Here is a 15,992-nt window from a genome sequence, read left to right on the forward strand (position 1 = left end):
TGCAGGGCGGCCACAGGCCGCTACTACTGGGGCTGAACCGTTACCCACCACGGGGTATGCCGCTCGATCTTCACCGGCAGTGCCGGCACCAGCGATGCCAGGGCCAGGTCGATGTCGGTCAGCGGGAAGCTGCCGGTAACACGCAGGTCGGCGACCTCGTCTGCCACCCCGAGGTGGCCGCTGCGGTACTTGCCGAGGGCAGCGACCAGGTCAGCCAGGCGTACGTTGTCCACCACCAGCATGCCGCGGGTCCAGGCATCGGCACCGACGTCGACCGTGCCGAGCTGGCCGAGGCCGTTGGCATCCATGAGCACCTGCTGGCCTTCGCGCAATACCTGTTCGTCACCACTGTTCAGCGGCATGGCCGCGACCGAGGCCTGCAGCACTTCCAGGCGTGTTCCGTTGGCCTCACGGCGCACCAGGAAGCGCGTGCCCAGCGGGCGCAGGCGGCCGTCGTCGGTGCGTACCAGCAACGGGCGTGGGTCTTGGTGGCCGGTCTCGACCGAGATTTCACCCTGGTGCAGCACGATCACCCGTTGTGCGCCTGCGTAGTCGATGTCCACTGCTGTGTGGGTGTTCAGGCTCAGCAAGGTGCCGTCTTCCAGGCGCAGGGTGCGCAGCTCGCCGGTGGCGGTGCGTTGGTCGGCCAGCCAGTAGTGCGCTGACAGCGACGGGGCGCCGACCCAAGCCAGCAACGAACCCAGCAGGAACATGCCCGCCAGGCCACCGCCCACCTTGCCGATGCGCCGGCGCAAGCCGGCACGCGATTGCAGCAGCGCCTGGCGCGCGGGCCCGGCAGCGGCGCTGACGCGCAGGTCAAGGCAACCCAGCTGGCGCCAGGCGCGGGCATGCTCTTCGCTGGCAGCGTGCCAGCGCATGAACTCACTGCGTTCATCTGGCGTGCCGCTGCCCTGGTCCAGGCTCAGCTTCCAGGCAATGGCTGCATCCAGCACCCGCGACGAGACCGGTGAACCGTTCACGTCGGCTCCCCGTACAAGGCCACATAGCACTGGCGCATGCCCTGGGCGATGTACTGGCGTACCCGCGAGACCGAAACACCAAGGCGCTCGGCGATTTCGGCGTGGCCCATGCCGTCCAGGCGGTTATGCAGGAAGGCCGCACGGGCCTTGCTCGACAGCTTGCCAAGCAGGCGGTCGATGGCCTTGAGGTCTTCGAGAATCAGGTGCTGGATTTCGGGGGAGGGCTGTTCGGCTTCCGGCAGGTGGGCGAGTTCGGCCAGGTAGGCCTGCTCCAGTGCGGCGCGGCGGAAGTGGTCGAACAGCAGCCCCTTGGCCACGGCGGCCAGAAAGGCGCGCGGCTCGCGGGGCGTGTCCAGTTGCTCGCGGCCGAGCAGGCGCACGAAGGTGTCCTGGCTCAGGTCTTCGGCACGTTGGCGGCAGGCCATGCTGCGTTGCAGCCAGGCGAGCAGCCAGCTGCGGTGATCGCGGTAAAGCGCACCGACCAGCTCGGCGTGTGGGCTGTGTGCAGAAGACAAGCAGCGTCCCCCCGGAACGAATGCATTAACTAACGATAATTATTCGCGATTGTTGCAGAGGCGGGGGGCGCCGCGCAATGGACGCTTATCGGATTGCCACCAGGGCGGGGCTTCCAGGCGCTGAATCATCCAAGCCCTACAAACCGTGACTCTGTGCCGCACGCCGCCGCCACCCGCGCAACCGCTGCTCAAGTTGCAACGGGCTGTCGAGCTGCTGGCGGCGAGCCTGGCTGAACAGGATCAACGCCAGCTCGGCAGTGACCTGGGCATCGGCGCTGGCATGGTGGCGCTCTTCAACCTGCAGGCCAAAGCGGGCGACCCAGTCATCCAGCCCGGCTTCGCGCAGTACCGTGTCGGGGTTGAGCATCGGCGCCAGTTCAGCCACATCCAGGAACGGTACCTGCAGGCGATAGCCCAGGCTTTCCTTGAGCGCCCGCGCCAGCATGCGCTGATCGAAAGGCGCATGGAACGCCAACACCGGGCTGTCGCCAATGAAGTCGAGCAGGTCGATCAACGCCTCGACTGGGTCGCAACCCGCGGCCAGGGCACTGGGCCCTAGCCCGTGAATCAGCACACTGGCGTTGGTCTTCTGGGAGGGGCGGTACAGAGTGCGTTCGAACTGCTGGGCAAAGTCGATGGCACCGTCCTCGATGGCCACGGCACCGATCGACAGGACCTGGTCGCGGTTGGGGTTGAGGCCACTGGTTTCCAGGTCCAGCACCACCCAGCGCTGTTCGCGCAACGTGCACACCCCCAGCGCAGCCGGCTTGGGCAACTGCGCCAGGCGTTGGCGCGCGGTGTCGTCCAGCGTGGGCAGGCTGGGGCGCAGCCAGGCGAACAGGCTCATAGCTGGTACCGCAAGGCCAGGCTGCTTTGCAGGCGCTGGGCCTGGCGCAGCGACTCACGCAGGATGCGTCGGTCCAGGTGGTTGAGGCTGTCGGGGTCGACGCGGTTGGAGTAGGGCAGGTTATCGCGGGTCTGGCGCTGGTGCTGCTGCATGCGGGTCTGCTGGATGAAGTGGTAGGCCTCTTCGTAAGCCGCACCGTCGAGTGGTTCGATGATGCCCTTCTGCACCAGCTGGCGCAGGCGTTCGAGGGTGTTGCAGGCGCCGATGCCGTTGGCCAGGGCCAGCAGGCGCGCACCATCGACGAAGGGCGTCAGGCCTTGCACCTTGAGGTCGAGGGTGGCGGCCTTGTCGTTGCCCTGGCGGGTCAGCACGAATTCGCGCAGGCGCCCCACCGGTGGGCGTTGGCGCAGGGCGTTGTCGGCCATCATACGCTGGAAAATGCGGTTGTCGGCGACCTGGGCCAGCAGGCTCTGGCGCAGTTGTTCACAGCCTTGCTCGTCACCCCAGACCACGCGCAGGTCGAAATAGATGCTCGAACCCAGCAGGTTTTCGGGGCTTGCCTCGCGGATGAATCCTGCAAAGCGCCGCGCCCATTCCCCGCGTGACAGGCACAGCGCGGGGTTGCCGGCCATGACATTGCCTTTGCACAGGGTAAAGCCGCACTGTGCCAGGCACTGGTTGATGTACTGCGCCAGGGGCAGCAGGCGGGCACGGATCGCGTCGGCTTCGGCGCTGTCGCGGGCCTCGAACAGAATGCCGTTGTCCTGGTCGGTGTGCAGGGTCTGCTCGCGCCGCCCCTCACTGCCGAAGCACAGCCAGCTGAACGGCATGCCTGGGTCGCCGCGTTCGGCTAGGGCCAGTTCGATCACCCGGCAGACCGTGTGGTCGTTGAGCAAGGTGATAATCTGGGTGATCTGCGTCGACGAGGCGCCATGGGCGAGCATGCGCTCGACCAGCTGGCTGATCTCACCGCGCAGCGACACCAGGGTGTCCAGGCGCGGGGCATGGCGGATGGTACGCGCCAGGTGCACCAGGTCGACACGTTGCAGGGAGAACAGGTCACGCTCGGAAACCACCCCGCACAGGCGCTGGTTGTCCACCAGGCAGACATGCGCGATATGCCGCTCGGTCATGGCCATGGCGGCATCGAAAGCACTGGCCTGCGGGCTGAGGTAGAACGGCCTGGCGGTCATGTGCCGGTCGATGGGCGCGCCCAGGTCGGCATCCGCGCCCGCCACCACCTGGCGCAGGTCGCGCAGGGTGAAGATGCCGATCGGGTAGCGCTGGGGGTCGACCACGACAATGCTGCCGACCTGCTGCTCGTGCATCAGCCGCACGGCGTCGCGCAGCGGCGTGTCGGGGTTGCACACCACCGGGTGTCGCATGGCCAGCTCGCCCAGGGGGGTGTTCAGCGAGTACTGGGTGCCGAGGGTTTCCACGGCGCGTTGGCGCACCTGCTGGTTGACCTGGTCGAGCAGGCTGCTGACCCCGCGCAGGGCAAAGTCGCGAAAGGCTTCCGACAGGGAGAACACGCGGATGAAAGCGGCCTTGTTCAGTTGCAGGCAGAAGGTGTCCTCACCGGCCAGGTGCTCGGTGCGGGTGGCGCGCTCGCCAAGCAGGGCGGCCAGGGGGAAGCACTCGCCGCTGGTGATCTCGAAGGTGGTCTCCACACCGGGTTTGACCAGGTGCTGGCGTTCGCCGACCACGCGCCCTTGTTTGACGATGTAGAAGTGCTCTACTGGGCCGTCGGCGGGTTTGACGATGCTTTCGCCACTGGCATAGAAACGCAGCTGGCACTGCTCGACCAGATACGCCAGGTGGCTGTGCTCCATCTGGTTGAAGGGTGGGAAGCGCTGCAGAAACTGCAACGTACCTTGTATGTTCTGCAGCACAGCCGTCCTGCCCGCCTGGCTGTAGGCGTCCTTTTTACTCATGACACTGACCGTATCGCTACGCCGAACTATATATATCTATATATAGGTGCCGGCCTTGTTGTTCTCGGTCCCCATGGTCGGCTGGCTGAGGTGTGGTGCCCATTGGACGTAAGTCTATGGGCGGCGTGTGATCAATATCGCAAAGCGCGGTCTTACCGGTGAGCAAGACTTTTTGACGAGACGACCATGGTTGAGCATGACGACATCCTGAGTGACGCCGAACGCGAGGCACTGGCCGGGCTGGTGGCGCCTATTGCGCCCAAGCCTGTGGTTCTGGTGGTGGATGACAACCGAGTGAACAGCGAGGCCTTGAGCCTGTACCTGAAAAGCAGAGGCATCGACTGCATGACGGCCGACGGGGTCCAGGAGGCGATGTTCAAGCTGCATTACGAGCCGAGGATCGCCTTGGTGATCACTGACCTGCGCATGGAGCCCAAGGATGGCCTGGATCTGATCCGGTATATTCGTAAGTCGGAGCGGGCGGCGTTGTCGATCATCGTGGTGTCGGGCGACACCGATGTGAAAGAGGCGGTAGACGTGATGCACCTGGGGGTGGTCGACTTTTTGCTCAAGCCGGTGGACCTGGGCAAACTGCTGGAGCTGGTGAAGAAAGAACTGAAGATTGGGTGATGGGTAGGGGGGCCGCAAAGCGGCCCCCGTACGCAGATGTTACTTACAACCCGTTACGCGCCTTGAACTCGCGACGGCGACGGTGCAGTACCGGCTCGGTATAACCGTTCGGCTGCTTGCCACCTTCGATCACCAGCTCCACGGCCGCCTGGAACGCGACGTTGTCGTCGAAGCTCGGCGCCATCGGTTGGTACAGGGGGTCGCCAGCGTTCTGCTGGTCGACCACCACCGCCATGCGCTTGAGGCTTTCCAGCACCTGCGCCTCGTTGACCACGCCGTGGCGCAGCCAGTTGGCCAGCAGCTGGGCCGAGATGCGCAGGGTGGCGCGGTCTTCCATCAGGCCGACGTTGTTGATGTCCGGCACCTTCGAACAACCCACGCCCTGATCGATCCAGCGAACCACGTAGCCAAGGATGCCCTGGGCGTTGTTGTCCAGCTCGTTGCGGATCTCCTCGGCCGACCAGTTGGTGTTGGCGGCCAGCGGGATGGCCAGGATGTCGTCGACCGAAGCCGGGGTGCGCGTAGCCAGCTCGCGCTGACGCGCCTGCACATCGACCTTGTGGTAGTGCAGGGCATGCAGGGTAGCGGCGGTCGGCGAAGGTACCCAGGCGGTGTTGGCACCGGCCAGCGGGTGGGCGATCTTCTGCTCGAGCATGGCAGCCATCAGGTCGGGCATGGCCCACATGCCTTTGCCGATCTGCGCACGGCCTTGCAGGCCGGTGGCCAGGCCGACGTCGACGTTGTTGTTCTCGTAGGCGCCGATCCACTTCTCGTTCTTCATGGCGCCCTTGCGCACGACGGCGCCGGCTTCCATGGAGGTGTGAATTTCGTCACCGGTGCGGTCGAGGAAGCCGGTGTTGATGAACGCCACGCGCTCGGCAGCGGCCTTGATGCAGGACTTGAGGTTGACCGTGGTACGGCGCTCCTCGTCCATGATGCCGACCTTGACGGTGTTGCGCGGCATGCCCAGCAGGTCTTCGACCTGGCTGAAGATTTCAGCGGCGAAGGCCACTTCTTCCGGGCCGTGCATCTTCGGCTTGACGATGTAGACGCTGCCGGTACGGGTGTTCTTGCGGCTGGTGTTGCCGTTGAGGTTGTGCAGGGCAATCAGGTTGGTGAACAGACCGTCCTGGATACCTTCGGGGATTTCATTGCCTTGGGCATCGAGGATCGCCGGGTTGGTCATCAGGTGGCCAACGTTGCGCACGAACAGCAGCGAACGGCCGTGCAGGGTGACCGTGCCACCGTTTGGCGCGGCGTATTCGCGGTCTGGGTTCATGGTGCGGGTGAAGGTCTTGCCACCCTTGTTCACGCTTTCGGCCAGGTCGCCTTTCATCAGGCCCAGCCAGTTGCGGTAGACGATGACCTTGTCATCGGCGTCCACGGCCGCGACCGAGTCTTCGCAGTCCATGATGGTGGTCAGTGCCGATTCCATCAGGATGTCTTTGACGCCGGCGGCATCGGTGCTGCCAACCGGGGTGCTGGCATCGACCTGGATTTCGAAGTGCAGGCCGTTGTGCTTGAGCAGCACGGAGGTCGGCGCGGCGGCATCGCCGACGTAGCCGATCAGTTGGGCATCGTCACGCAGGCCGCTGTTGCTGCCGCCCTTGAGGGCGACGACCAGCTTGCCGGCTTTGATGCTGTAGGCCGTGGAGTCGACATGCGAGCCTGCAGCCAGTGGCGCGGCTTCGTCGAGGAAGGCGCGGGCAAAGGCAATAACCTTGTCGCCCCGGGCTTTGTTGTAGCCCTGGCCTTTCTCGGCGCCGCCTTCATCGCTGATGGCATCGGTGCCATACAGGGCGTCGTACAGCGAACCCCAACGGGCGTTGGCGGCGTTCAGGGCGAAGCGGGCGTTCATCACCGGCACTACCAGCTGTGGGCCGGCCATGCGGGCGATTTCTTCGTCCACGTTCTGCGTGGTGGCCTGGAAATCGTCGGCTTGTGGCAGCAGATAGCCGATTTCCTGGAGGAAGCTTTTGTAGGCTACGGCGTCATGGGCCTGGCCTTTGCGTGCCTGGTGCCAGGCGTCGATCTTGGCTTGCAGCTCGTCGCGCTTGGCGAGCAGGGCTTTGTTCTTTGGAGCGAGGTCATTGATGATCTTCTCTGCACCTGCCCAGAACTGCTCGGCGACGATGCCGGTCCCGGGGATGGCTTCGTTGTTCACGAAGTCGTACAGGACCTTGGCGACCTGAAGGCCACCGACTTGAACGTATCCAGTCATTGCTTGCCTCACTCTGCTCAGCTATTTCGCTCTTCTGTATTAAGCCTGTAGCGCTTCTCTAAACACGGCACCAGTGCGTGCCCAGGTCGGATGAACCCGAGGGCGGCTGGGTGCGGCCTGCCAGACGGGCTGGCGGGCAGTGTGCGTATTTTCACAGGCGCCTTGGCAGACATCCAAACGACGTTTTGTAGTCCGCGCCACGGGATACTACATGAAGCAGTAGGCGGGGCAAAATCAGACTAAAAGCGTCGTTGTGCGACCCGTTGGTCGCGTATGGTCACGCTGGGAATTGGTATGTTCGCAAAAAACAGGTGGATTGTTCCAGATAAATCTTGAAACAGTACACGATTAGTCATGTCGATTGCCCTGCGGCAGGTTGCCGCGCCTTGCCTATACTCAATCGATCCCCCGGTTTATCGCCGCCCAGCGCGGTTCGACACAGAGGAAGGGCTTGTGGATCATCTTGTACTCACTGTGATTGCCCCTGACAAGGCCGGCCAGGTCGAACGCATTGCCCAATGCATCGCCGACCACAGCGGTAACTGGCTGGAAAGCCGCATGTCGCGCATGGCCGGGCAGTTCGCCGGCATCCTGCGGGTGGCGGTGCCGGCGGAAAATTATGCAGAACTGGTCGCGTCGCTGCAGGCCCTGGCCCGCTACGATATTCGTGTATTGATTGCCGAGAGCGGCATCGAGCCGTCGTGCACCTGGAAGCCTATCGCCATGGAGCTGGTGGGTAATGACCGGCCCGGGATCGTGCGCGATATCACCCGGCTGCTGGCCGAGCTTGGGGTGAACCTGGAGCGCTTTACCACTGAAGTGCGGCCTGCACCGATGAGCAGTGAGCCGTTGTTTCATGCCAATGCATTGTTGGCGCTGCCGTTGACCTTGTCGCTGGACGAACTGCAGCAGCGGTTGGAGAGCCTGGCGGATGATTTGATGGTGGAGTTGGAGCTGCGGGCGGAAGAGTGATCCGCGATGGCTGGGGCCGCTTTGCGGCCTCAGGGTTATCCCCCGTTTTACAGGTACGGCCCTGTGGATAACCTGGGGGCGCACCTCTCCAGCCCGCGCGAATCAAGGCCTGCAAAGGTTTGATCAAAAAACGCCCAGAATTCAGCAGCTTGTGCACAAAGCACGGGGACGATGGTGTGGATAACCTCTGGAGATGTCTCTGCAGGCCACGACCCACGTGCCCTGCAGAGTTTTGATCGTTTTTTGATCAGGCGCGCTTGCGCAAATTCAGCCAGGCATCGACGCTGTATATCGCCAAACCTGCCCAGATGAACACGAACGCCACCAGCGTGCTGGACGACAAATGCTCGTCAAACAGCAGCACCGCCTGCAGCAGCACCAGGGTCGGGGCGAGGTACTGCAGGAAGCCCAGCGTGGTATACGGCAGATGGCGTGCGGCAGCGTTGAAGCACACCAGCGGCACCAGCGTTACCGGCCCTGCCGCCATCAACCACAACGCTTCGCTGCTGGTGTAGAACGCGCCCTGCGCGCTCATCGCGGCGGGGTGCAGCAACAGCCAGCCAAGGGCCAGGGGCACCAGCATCCAGGTTTCCACCACCAGGCCCGGCAACGCTGCCACGGGCGCCTGTTTGCGGATCAGCCCATAGAAGCCGAAGGTCAGCGCCAGTACCAGCGAGACCCAGGGCAGGCTGCCGACCTGCCATACCTGCTGAGCCACGCCCACCGCCGCCATGGCCACTGCCAGCCATTGCAGGCGGCGCAGGCGCTCGCCCAGGATGAGCATGCCCAGCAGCACGTTGATCAGCGGGTTTATGTAGTAGCCAAGGCTGGCTTCGAGCATGCGGCCATTGTTCACCGACCATACGTAGGTCAGCCAGTTGCCAGCGATCAGCGCGCCGCTCAGCGCCAGGATGGCCAGCCGGCGCGGGTTGTCGCGCAGTTCGCGCCACCAGCCGGGGTGCTTCCATACCAGCAACAGCAGCGAGCCAAACAAGGCCGACCAGAGCACCCGGTGGACGATGATCTCCACCGCCGGCACGCTCTGGATCGCTTTGAAGTAGAGAGGGAACAGGCCCCAGATGATGTAGGCACTAAGGCCCAGGATGTACCCGCGTTGCGGGTTTGCGGCGTGCATGCAGAATCCTTGCTTAGGTAGCTAAATAAAGCGACGCCTATTGTAGACAGAGGTCAGCGCACTTCTAGAACAATTTCAGCGGTTGTTCATCGAGGGCTGCCATCTGCTCGCGCAGCGCGAGAATCTGGTCGCCCCAGTAGCGCGGCTGGCCGAACCACGGGAAGCTTCGCGGGAATGCCGGGTCGTCCCAGCGCCGCGCCAGCCACGCGCTGTGGTGCAGTTGGCGCAAGGCGCGCAGCGGCTCGATCAGGGGCAGCTCGCGTGGGTCGAAGTCGTGGAACTCGTTGTAGCCGTCGATCAGCTCTGCCAGTTGGCCGAGGCGTTCTTCGCGGCTGCCAGCGAGCATCATCCACAGGTCCTGCACCGCCGGGCCCATGCGGCAGTCGTCGAGGTCGACCACGTGATACACCTCGTCGCGATGCATCAGGTTGCCCGGGTGCAAGTCGCCGTGCAGGCGCATCACCTTGTGTGGGGTGCGCGCGTAGATATCCTCGACCCGTTTCAGCAGGTCGCGGGCCACGGACTCGAAGGCGGGCAGCAATTCGCGCGGGACGAAGTTGCCTTCGAGCAGGGTCTGCAGGGAGGCGTGGCCGAAGTTGTCCACAGCCAACGCTTCGCGATGCTCGAACGGCCGTGTCGCGGCAACGGCGTGCAGGCGGCCGAGCAACTGGCCGAGGCGATAGAGCTGGTCGAGGTTGCCGGGTTCTGGTGCATGGCCGCCACGGCGGGGGAACAGTGTGAAGCGAAAACCCTGGTGCTCGAACAGTGTGCGGCCGTCGTGCTGCAGAGGCGCGACCACGGGCACTTCACAATCGGCAAGCTCGGCAGTGAAGCGGTGTTCTTCAAGAATCGCCGCATCGCTCCAGCGGCCAGGTCGGTAAAACTTGGCGATCAGCGGTTGTGAGTCTTCGATGCCTACCTGGTAGACGCGGTTTTCGTAGCTGTTCAGCGCCAGGATCCGGGCATCGCTGAGGAAGCCGATGCTCTCCACGGCGTCCAGGACCAAGTCGGGGGTGAGGGTGACGAAGGGGTGTGACATGGTGGCTCCGGGGATAGGCGGCGTGCAGCCATGGTAACGCATTCCACCTTGCCAAACGGTGCGGCCAAGCTACACCGGCACCCCCAGCAGCACATAAGAAGGATGGAACTGTGCCCGTACCTGGCTGCCCGTTTGAATCCGATTGCGCGTCAACCACGCCTTTTCGGCGAACGCGCACAATGTCTGCCCATTGCCCAGCGCCAGCCGTACTTCGCTGGGCCCGTCAACGTCCGCCAGCACGTGTTCCACCGTTGCCTTGAGGCAGTTGCTGCCCGCGTCGGCGTCATCGCCATCCCCCAGCAGTTGCACCCACCCGGCCTTGAGCAACGCGACCACCATTGTCCCCAGGGTCAACTCCAGGCGCGCGGTGCTGTCGTGGGTAATCAGCGCCTCGATCTCCAGGCCACCACCCAGCGCCAGGCTTACGCAGTCATGCCGGCCTTCACGGCGTAGGCCGCTGACCTTGCCCTGCAGCTGATTGCGCGCACTGGTGCGCAGCATCAGGCGCCCGAGCAGGTCGAGGTCGCTGGACTCTTCGGCCGCTTCCAGGATTTGTGCCTGCAGGGCCTGCAGGCGTTGATAAAGACGCAGCACGCGTTCGCCTTCGACCGACAGGCGTGCGCCGCCGCCGCCACGCCCGCCGGTGCTGCGCTCGACCAGGGGCTGGCTGGCCAGGTTGTTGAGCTCGTCGATGGCGTCCCAGGCGGCTTTGTAGCTGACGCCTGCGGCCTTGGCGGCGCGTGTGATCGAGCCTTGTTCGGCGATGTGCTGGAGCAGGGCGATGCGTTGCGGGCGGCGGGCGATGTGCTGGGTGAGCAGGGCGGGTAGGGACATGGGCAGGATAATCAGTGGTTGATGCAAGGTCGTTGCTTTATAGCATGGCCCTGATTGGTTGCATGGCCCTGATTTGGTTGCATGGCCCTGATTGGTTGCATGGCCCTGATTGGTGTAGGAGCGGCCTTGCGTCGCGAAAGGGCTGCGCAGCGGCCCCCATCGATTTTAGCGGCGACGCTGGAATCCGGGATTAGCGGCGACGCTGGAATCCGAGATTAGCAGCGACGCTGAAATCCGGGGGCCGCTGCGCGACCCTTTCGCGACGCAAGGCCGCTCCTACACGGGCTTGGGGGTGCGTGCCAGGCAATACACATCGACCCGGCGTGCCCCGGCCTTGGTTAACACCTGGGCAATCGACTGGGCGGTGGTGCCGGTAGTCAGCACGTCATCGACCACCGCTACATGCCTCCCCGCCAGTGCCTTGTGCCCGGTGACGCAGAACGCCTGGCGCAGGTTGCGGCGCCTGGCCTTGGCATCCAGGTGCTGCTGCGCCTGGGTCTCGCGTGTACGCAGCAGCAGCCTCTCGTCGCAATCGATGCCCAACTGCGACGCCAACCAGCGCGCCAGCATGCCGGCCTGGTTGAAGCCGCGCTCACGCAGTCGACGCTTGGCCAAGGGCACAGGCAACAGCAGGTCAGGTTGCGCCAGGCCTTCTGCATAGCGGTGTTGCAGGCCCTGGCCGAGCAATTCGGCCATCAACCGCCCCAGCGGCCACTGGCGTTTGTGCTTGAAGCGGCTGATCAGCGTGTCTACCGGGAACCCGTAATGCCACAGCGCGATGACCTGGTCGAACGCCGGCGCCCGGCGGCTGCACTGGCCGCAGGTCAGGTTGGCCATCGGCAAAGGCAGTGCGCAGCGCAGGCAGTAGTCCTGCAACCAAGGCAACGCCTGTTCGCAGGCGACACACAGTGAGTACGCCTGTTCGGCAGGGGCGTCGCAGAGCAGACAGTGTTGGTTAATATTTACACACTTGTAAACCAGTGCTTTCAGGTTGGGTTGACAGTTCATAGGCCTTCCATGACTATGCGAGCTATCCGTGATGCGCTGGCGGGCATTCCTGTCCCGGCGCCAGTTACAGCCTAAACAAGGAAACGCCGATGAGCGCCAGCACAACTGCAACAACACGTCACGACTGGACCCTGGCCGAGGTCAAGGCGCTGTTCCAGCAACCATTCAACGACCTGCTGTTCCAGGCGCAAACCGTGCACCGCGCGCATTTCGACGCAAACCGCGTGCAGGTCTCGACCCTGCTGTCGATCAAGACCGGCGCCTGCCCGGAAGATTGCAAATATTGTCCGCAGTCCGGCCACTACAACACCGGGCTGGAAAAACAGAAGCTGATGGAAGTGCAGAAGGTGCTGGAAGAAGCCGCCCGCGCCAAAGCCATTGGCTCGACCCGCTTCTGCATGGGCGCGGCGTGGAAGCACCCGTCGGCCAAGGACATGCCCTACGTGCTGGAGATGGTCAAAGGGGTCAAGGCCATGGGCCTGGAAACCTGCATGACCCTCGGCAAGCTCGATCAGGACCAGACCCAGGCGTTGGCCCAGGCCGGCCTCGACTATTACAACCACAACCTCGACACCTCGCCCGAGTTCTACGGCAGCATCATCACCACCCGCACCTACAGCGAACGGCTGCAAACCCTGGCCTATGTGCGTGATGCCGGGATGAAGATCTGCTCTGGCGGCATCCTCGGCATGGGCGAGTCGCTGGATGACCGCGCCGGCCTGCTGATCCAGCTGGCCAACCTGCCCGAGCACCCGGAGTCGGTGCCGATCAACATGCTGGTCAAGGTGGCGGGCACGCCGCTGGCCGAAGAAGAAGATGTCGACCCGTTCGACTTCATCCGCATGCTGGCGGTGGCCCGCCTGCTGATGCCCAAGTCGCATGTGCGCCTGTCTGCCGGCCGTGAGCAGATGAACGAGCAGATGCAGGCCCTGGCCTTCATGGCGGGCGCCAACTCGATCTTCTATGGCGAGAAACTGCTGACCACCGCCAACCCGCAGGCTGACAAGGACATGCAGCTGTTCGCCCGCCTGGGTATCAAGCCTGAGGCCCGCGAAGAGCACGCCGATGAAGTGCACCAGGCAGCCATCGAGCAGGCGCTGGTCGAACAGCGCAGCAGCGAGATGTTCTACAACGCAGCAACGGCCTGAGATGGCCTTTGACCTGGCAGCGCGCCTGGCCGAACGGCGCGCTGCAGACCTGTATCGGCAGCGGCCACTGCTGGAGAGCCCGCAGGGGCCTGAAGTGGTGGTCGATGGCCAGCCGCTGTTGGCGTTTTGCAGCAATGATTACCTGGGCCTTGCCAATCACCCGGAGGTGATCGCCGCCTGGCAGGCCGGCGCCGAACGCTGGGGTGTCGGTGGCGGCGCGTCGCACCTGGTGATTGGCCACAGCACGCCGCACCACCAGGTCGAAGAGGCGTTGGCAGAGCTGACCGGGCGGCCGCGCGCGTTGCTGTTCTCCACCGGCTACATGGCCAACCTGGGCGCCATCACTGCGCTGGTCGGGCAGGGCGACACGGTGCTGCAGGACCGCCTCAACCACGCCTCGCTGTTGGATGGCGGGCTGCTCAGTGGTGCCCGTTTCAACCGCTACCTGCACAACGACCCGGCCAGCCTGGCCAGCCGCCTGGACAAGGCCGTGGGCAATACCCTGGTGGTGACCGATGGGGTGTTCAGCATGGATGGCGACCTTGCCGATTTGCCGGCCCTGGCCAAGGCCGCCCGCGCCCGCGGCGCCTGGCTGATGGTTGATGATGCCCATGGCCTGGGGACCTTGGGGGCCCAGGGTGGCGGTATCGTCGAGCACTTTGGTTTGGGTGTGGATGATGTACCCGTGCTGATCGGCACCCTGGGCAAAGCCTGCGGCACGGCCGGCGCTTTTGTTGCCGGTAGCGAAGCGTTGATCGAGGCGCTGGTGCAGTTCGCCCGGCCTTACATCTACACCACCAGCCAGCCCCCGGCGCTGGCCTGTGCCACGCTTAAAAGCCTGGAGCTGCTGCGCCGCGAAACCTGGCGCCGCGAGCACCTGGCCGCGTTGATCCGCCAGTTCCGCCAGGGCGCCCAGCAGATCGGCCTTGAGCTGATGGACAGCCCCACACCGATTCAGCCGATCATGATCGGTGACAGCGCCCAGGCCCTGCGCCTGTCACAGATGTTGCGCGAGCGGGGCTTGCTGGTGACGGCGATCCGCCCTCCCACCGTGCCCGCCGGCAGCGCGCGCCTGCGGGTGACGCTGAGCGCCGCGCACAGTGAGGCGCAGGTGCAGCTATTGTTGAATGCATTGGCCGAGTGTTATCCACAACTGGAGCGCACCACTGGAGAGCGCCGATGCGAAATCGACTGATTCTATTGCCCGGCTGGGGCCTGGGCACCGCTGCGCTGGAGCCACTGGCTGCCAGCCTCAGGGCCCAGGATGCACGTCTGCAGGTCGAGCTGATGCCCCTGCCGGAACTGGCCGAGGCCGATGTGCAGGCCTGGGTCGACCACCTCGATCGCAAGCTGCCGACTGATACGTGGCTGGGCGGCTGGTCGCTCGGCGGCATGTTGGCCAGTGAGCTGGCAAGCAGGCGCGGTGATCACTGCTGCGGCCTGCTGACCCTGGGCAGCAACCCCAGCTTCGTGGCGCGGCCGGACTGGCCCCACGGCATGGCCGACGACACCTTCGGCACCTTCCTCGACGGTTGCCGCAGCCACACCCAGGTGACGCTCAAGCGCTTTCGCAGCTTGTGCAGCGACGGTGCCCTGCAACCGCGTACGTTGCTGCGTCAGCTTGGCGTAGGGGTGCCGGACACCGACCCGCTGTACCTTGCCACCGGCTTACAGGTGCTGGCGCAACTGGACACCCGCGCAGCCCTGCAACACTTCGCCGGGCCGCAACTGCACCTGTTCGCCGGTAGCGATGCGCTGGTACCGGCGGAGGCCGCCAAGGCCCTGAGCGAACTGTTGCCGGACGTGGAAGTCGGCCTGGTCGAAGAGAGTTCCCACGCCTTCCTGCTGGAGTACCCACAGGAGCTGGCGGCGGGCATCAAGAGTTTCCTGCATGAGAGTGGCGATGACTGACCTTTCCCGTCCGACCCTGCCCGGCGCACTGCCGGACAAGCGCCAGGTGGCGGCCTCGTTTTCCCGCGCGGCGGCCAGCTACGACAGCGTCGCGGCCTTGCAGCGCGACGTTGGCATGAGCCTGCTGGGCCAGTTGCCGGCAGGGCTGGCGCCGTCGCGCTGGCTTGACCTGGGCAGCGGCACCGGGCACTTCAGCCGGGTGCTGGCCGAGCGCTTCGCGCAGGCCAGTGGCGTGGCGGTGGATATCGCCGAAGGCATGCTGCGCCATGCCCGGCATGAGCAGGGCGGCGCCCAGTACCACGTGGTCGGCGATGCCGAGCGCCTGCCGCTGCGTGAGGCCAGCGTCGACCTGGTGTTCTCCAGCCTTGCAGTGCAGTGGTGCGGGCAGTTCGCCAGTGTGCTGGATGAGGCGCGGCGGGTGCTGCGCCCAGGCGGTGTACTGGCGTTCAGCAGCCTGTGCGTCGGTACCCTGGACGAGCTGCGCGCCAGTTGGCAGGCGGTGGATGGCCTGGTGCACGTCAACCGCTTCCGCCGCTTCGACGATTACCAGCGCCTGTGCGCAGGCAGTGGCTTGCAGCACGTGACGCTGCAGCAGCGTGCGCATGTGCTGCACTACCCGGATGTACGCAGCCTGACCCACGAACTGAAGGCCCTTGGCGCCCACAACATCAACCCGGGCCGCCCCTCGGGCCTGACCGGCCGCGCGCGCATGCAAAGCTTGTTGCAGGCATATGAGGCATTTCGCCAGCCCCAGGGGCTGCCAGCCACTTATCAAGTGGTCTATGGTGTGTTGCGCAAGCCACAGGGGTAAGGGGAGT

General features: G+C 64.6%; 15 protein-coding genes. 6 read left to right on the forward strand and 9 right to left on the reverse strand.

Annotated elements, in window-relative coordinates; translation table 11 throughout:
- Nucleotides 1-23: 23 nt before the first annotated feature.
- From HU770_RS18355 to HU770_RS18370, 4 genes are all read right to left on the reverse strand, one after another.
- Nucleotides 24-980, reverse strand: a complete 957-nt coding sequence (locus HU770_RS18355; protein WP_186664741.1) for a FecR domain-containing protein — start codon at nucleotides 978-980, stop codon at nucleotides 24-26.
- Nucleotides 977-1,495, reverse strand: coding sequence for an RNA polymerase sigma factor (locus HU770_RS18360; protein ID WP_047583689.1), 519 nt, complete (start codon nucleotides 1,493-1,495; stop codon nucleotides 977-979). Before HU770_RS18360 ends, HU770_RS18355 begins: the two co-directional genes overlap by 4 nt.
- Before the next feature lie 136 nt (nucleotides 1,496-1,631).
- Nucleotides 1,632-2,342, reverse strand: coding sequence for a 3'-5' exonuclease (locus HU770_RS18365; RefSeq protein WP_186658578.1), 711 nt, complete (start codon nucleotides 2,340-2,342; stop codon nucleotides 1,632-1,634).
- Nucleotides 2,339-4,276, reverse strand: coding sequence for a putative nucleotidyltransferase substrate binding domain-containing protein (locus HU770_RS18370; protein WP_186664760.1), 1,938 nt, complete (start codon nucleotides 4,274-4,276; stop codon nucleotides 2,339-2,341). The genes HU770_RS18365 and HU770_RS18370 overlap by 4 nt, the downstream gene beginning before the upstream one ends.
- 186 nt (nucleotides 4,277-4,462) lie before the next feature.
- On the opposite strand from HU770_RS18370, the gene HU770_RS18375 reads away from it, so the two are divergent.
- Nucleotides 4,463-4,906, forward strand: coding sequence for a response regulator (locus tag HU770_RS18375; RefSeq protein ID WP_186658581.1), 444 nt, complete (start codon nucleotides 4,463-4,465; stop codon nucleotides 4,904-4,906).
- A gap of 43 nt (nucleotides 4,907-4,949) precedes the next feature.
- On the opposite strand, the gene HU770_RS18380 is transcribed toward HU770_RS18375, so the two are convergent.
- Nucleotides 4,950-7,127, reverse strand: coding sequence for a malate synthase G (locus HU770_RS18380; RefSeq protein ID WP_186664763.1), 2,178 nt, complete (start codon nucleotides 7,125-7,127; stop codon nucleotides 4,950-4,952).
- A gap of 453 nt (nucleotides 7,128-7,580) precedes the next feature.
- Here HU770_RS18380 and HU770_RS18385 point away from each other — a divergent pair, with 453 nt between their 5' ends.
- Complete coding sequence (locus tag HU770_RS18385; RefSeq protein WP_033703100.1) at nucleotides 7,581-8,099, forward strand: ACT domain-containing protein; 519 nt, start codon at nucleotides 7,581-7,583, stop codon at nucleotides 8,097-8,099.
- A 247-nt stretch (nucleotides 8,100-8,346) separates the two neighbouring features.
- On the opposite strand, the gene rarD is transcribed toward HU770_RS18385, so the two are convergent.
- The 4 genes from rarD to HU770_RS18405 form a co-directional block, all read right to left on the reverse strand.
- Entirely contained in the window at nucleotides 8,347-9,234 is an 888-nt protein-coding gene (gene rarD, locus HU770_RS18390) for an EamA family transporter RarD (RefSeq protein ID WP_033703099.1), read from the reverse strand.
- Nucleotides 9,235-9,298: 64 nt separating this feature from the next.
- Nucleotides 9,299-10,273, reverse strand: coding sequence for a serine/threonine protein kinase (locus tag HU770_RS18395; RefSeq protein WP_033703098.1), 975 nt, complete (start codon nucleotides 10,271-10,273; stop codon nucleotides 9,299-9,301).
- A 69-nt stretch (nucleotides 10,274-10,342) separates the two neighbouring features.
- Nucleotides 10,343-11,107: a TOBE domain-containing protein gene (locus HU770_RS18400; protein WP_186664766.1), complete on the reverse strand. Its 765-nt coding sequence runs from the start codon at nucleotides 11,105-11,107 to the stop codon at nucleotides 10,343-10,345.
- Between the two features lie 276 nt (nucleotides 11,108-11,383).
- Nucleotides 11,384-12,115, reverse strand: coding sequence for a ComF family protein (locus HU770_RS18405; protein WP_186664769.1), 732 nt, complete (start codon nucleotides 12,113-12,115; stop codon nucleotides 11,384-11,386).
- Nucleotides 12,116-12,204: 89 nt separating this feature from the next.
- On the opposite strand from HU770_RS18405, the gene bioB reads away from it, so the two are divergent.
- Genes bioB through bioC form a run of 4 tightly spaced genes read left to right on the forward strand, consistent with a single transcriptional unit; the run spans nucleotide 12,205 to nucleotide 15,985 of the window.
- On the forward strand, nucleotides 12,205-13,263 hold the full coding sequence (gene bioB / locus HU770_RS18410) for a biotin synthase BioB (RefSeq protein WP_033703095.1): 1,059 nt from the start codon (nucleotides 12,205-12,207) through the stop codon (nucleotides 13,261-13,263).
- A gap of 1 nt (nucleotide 13,264) precedes the next feature.
- Nucleotides 13,265-14,458: an 8-amino-7-oxononanoate synthase gene (gene bioF, locus HU770_RS18415; RefSeq protein ID WP_186658623.1), complete on the forward strand. Its 1,194-nt coding sequence runs from the start codon at nucleotides 13,265-13,267 to the stop codon at nucleotides 14,456-14,458.
- Nucleotides 14,443-15,174, forward strand: a complete 732-nt coding sequence (locus tag HU770_RS18420; protein ID WP_186658628.1) for an alpha/beta fold hydrolase — start codon at nucleotides 14,443-14,445, stop codon at nucleotides 15,172-15,174. The genes bioF and HU770_RS18420 overlap by 16 nt, the downstream gene beginning before the upstream one ends.
- A complete protein-coding gene (bioC, locus tag HU770_RS18425; RefSeq protein ID WP_186658631.1) occupies nucleotides 15,167-15,985 on the forward strand; it encodes a malonyl-ACP O-methyltransferase BioC in 819 nt (272 codons plus the stop codon). The genes HU770_RS18420 and bioC overlap by 8 nt, the downstream gene beginning before the upstream one ends.
- Nucleotides 15,986-15,992: the final 7 nt, after the last annotated feature.

Source organism: Pseudomonas sp. SWRI68 (assembly GCF_014269165.1).
Taxonomy (GTDB): domain Bacteria; phylum Pseudomonadota; class Gammaproteobacteria; order Pseudomonadales; family Pseudomonadaceae; genus Aquipseudomonas; species Aquipseudomonas capeferrum.